This window comes from Bradyrhizobium sp. Mp27, from assembly GCF_029953005.1.
GTDB lineage: Bacteria > Pseudomonadota > Alphaproteobacteria > Rhizobiales > Xanthobacteraceae > Bradyrhizobium > Bradyrhizobium barranii.
Window position 1 is genome coordinate 1 of record NZ_JASAUS010000382.1, and the last position, 2,662, is coordinate 2,662.

The window sequence follows — 2,662 nt, forward strand, 5'->3', positions numbered from 1 at the left end:
CGCGGTTGAGGTGATGGGGTTGGCTTCACAACCGAATCCTACGCCGCATCAGCGCTTTACACCACGCTCGCCAGCCTCTCAGGCGCCCTCTCGCGAATAAGACGGGTTAGACCCGTCAAGCAAAACGCGAACGCGGTGGCGCGTTCCCCCAGATCCGCGAACAACGCCATGTCGGCCGGCCATTCTGGGACCCGCCGCTGCGTTCACGATGATCCGTTGCCCTTTCACCAGCTCGTTTTTGAGGAGTCTGAGGTCTAGTAAGTTCGGCAGGCTGCGTCTGTTTGGCGGAGGCATGGTGGAAACCTAGCGCCGCCGGACGCGACGCAAAATGTCTCGTCGTCGTACCATGTAGTTTGCAATCAGCAGCCTGACAGCCAAGACGGCGAGCGCGACAGCAACAATCTCGCAGATCCTTTGGACCTCGAAACGTTCATTTACTTCACGAGATCATCAAATCGTCAAGGCTCGTTGTGTTGCGCGACGGAATTGCGTTAGACGATCGTTTGGAGACAAATTGACCAAAGAGGATTTCAGCAGACAAAATCGGTCAGCTCAATCAAGCTTAAGCGTCAGCTCGCAACGGCGACCGAGCAGGAAGCATCAAGAGCATCAGCGAGTCGAGGGGCGGTTTTGGGGGCAAGGCGGAACAGCTTTAAGCCTTTGCGACACGGGTCGTAGGCGGCCTCACTGCTAAACTTAGGCCTTAGGCTCGTCCGGAAAATCGAAGCTGAGAAAAATGAGGGCGCCCGCTCCAACGATCAAGAGCACGACGCACAGCGCCGCGATTCCGTAGGGCCACACTTAGGTCTCCGTTGGAAAGAACGAAGCCGACGCGCCGAGTATGATGGCGCGCCGGCGTCGCCATGCTGAATCCGGACAGGGCAACTCGTCCGGTGACGACAGCGTAATCGGGCAACCGACGAGCGCAATCGAAGGCTGAAATTAAGCTTGAGCGGTAGGGTAAATGTGGGAGGAACTGCCCGACAAGCGAAGGCGTGTGCCCAGAGGAAGAAGCCGATGACCTGTTCGACTAACTTTCATGTCAAGACGCGAGGATCGGACTAGATTACAAACGTCGTGCCAAGATTGAGGACCATCTTTACCATCCACTGGCCCTTGATCGTAAAGGTCACGGAGCTCGGGTTTGGTATTTCGAAATTAAAAAAAACGCTTCCGCTCTTATTGAACGCCGCGCCCGACAACGCATCTGGTAAGAATGACACGTTTTGCGTGACGTCACCGCGGTGGCCCTTGACGTCCTTCAATGACCATGGACCGCTGACGTTGCGCATAAGTTGCGTATCTAGTTGGAAGTCCGTGTCCGAAACACCGCTTCCAGAGATTGGTTCGGAGCAACCTAAAAGTGCTGCGATATTAGCTACTCTGCTGCCAATCTTAAACGACATCGTTCCGGTGCCCGACGAGGTGCGTACCCTCAGCACGTGCGCAGCAACAAACCAGTCGTCCGCCTTTGTGTCAGCTGCCACGGCCGCCTCCCGCTGTAACTGAAACCTCTCGCCAGCGACTGGAGATTAACAGTTCTGATGTCATACCCATGTGAAGAGGTTTACACGACGTAAAACGACATCCTCGGCTCGCGTACCTACAGCGCATGAGCGCGGTTGCGACCAGCCTTTCTTTCGTCGAAATTCAGGCACTAGTTTTGCTTTTTGGAAAATGGAGAATTCAAAGTGGCTATGGGGACAGTAAAGTGGTTCAACCCGACAAAGGGTTATGGATTTATTCAACCGGACAACGGCGGCAAGGATGTGTTTGTCCACATCTCGGCAGTTGAGAAGGCTGGTTTCACCTCTCTCGCCGAGGGTGCAAAAGTGAGCTTCGACGTCGTGAACAATCGCGGAAAAGACTCGGCGGAAAATCTACGAATCGGGTGATGCGCCCATCGTGTTGTTCAACAGAAAGGCCGCAGCGGCGAACCACTGCGGCCTGGTTGCCGCGTTAAAATCTATAAGTGAAATATGGGTCATATGGGTCCAGCCCCGGCGAGATGAAGCCTACAGCGCGGGTGGCGGGGCGCAATGTCGTCGATGTCACACTTTGACACAATTAAATGCGTCAGCTCTTCCGACTGAGGAGGGCCAGCCGGGGCTGGCGAAGGCGAGCCCTCAACCCAAAGGCCGCAAAAGCTCTCCGGCAGCCCTGACGGAGGCAGCAGTCTGCACCTGATCGCGCAGATGCGAGCGTTAAAACAATATCGAATTCTGGCGGGGCGCTTCTGATCCATCGTGAACCAGCCAGCCTTCAGTTATCGCTGATGGCCTAAGCCAAACCCCAACACGAGCGCCTTCTGACGGAGCGCACCCTCTGTTCGCTTGGTCATCTTGGCCAATTTTACGACCGGCGTCCGTGCTTTGGAGTGCGCCTTAAGTTCCTTGATATCGGCAGTAGTCCACTCGCGGCAAACCAGCTTTTTCTTCTTAGCCAAACGGCTTCGTGCTCCCAGCGTGATAGGCCGGCAAGAAGCCGGCCAAGGAAGCGGGCGCGAAAAACCCGACGCCAAACCCCAGCGCAAGTCGGCATAAGAGGGATAGCGAGAGCTGGCCCCGCAAATTCGGACAGTAGCTTGAGTGGATTTTCTGCCTGACAGCGGCGAGGATTCTTGCTGCGAATCAGGAGCGAAGATGACGAAGAAGAGCCGCCG

At 55.7% G+C, this 2,662-nt stretch carries 3 protein-coding genes; 1 reads left to right on the plus strand and 2 read right to left on the minus strand.

The features are described from left to right. Positions 1-1,061 precede the first annotated feature (1,061 nt). Positions 1,062-1,487 (minus strand): hypothetical protein, encoded by a 426-nt coding sequence (locus tag QJT78_RS50030; RefSeq protein ID WP_028154021.1) that lies wholly within the window; start codon positions 1,485-1,487, stop codon positions 1,062-1,064. 204 nt (positions 1,488-1,691) lie between these two features. On the opposite strand from QJT78_RS50030, the gene QJT78_RS50035 reads away from it, so the two are divergent. Then, the gene (locus QJT78_RS50035; RefSeq protein WP_028141284.1) at positions 1,692-1,895 is read left to right on the plus strand and encodes a cold-shock protein; all 204 of its coding nucleotides are present in this window, start codon (positions 1,692-1,694) and stop codon (positions 1,893-1,895) included. 371 nt (positions 1,896-2,266) lie between these two features. Here QJT78_RS50035 and QJT78_RS50040 read toward each other — a convergent pair. After that, positions 2,267-2,662 (minus strand): hypothetical protein (locus QJT78_RS50040; RefSeq protein WP_281460823.1); only part of this gene is annotated, 396 nt, incomplete at its 5' end.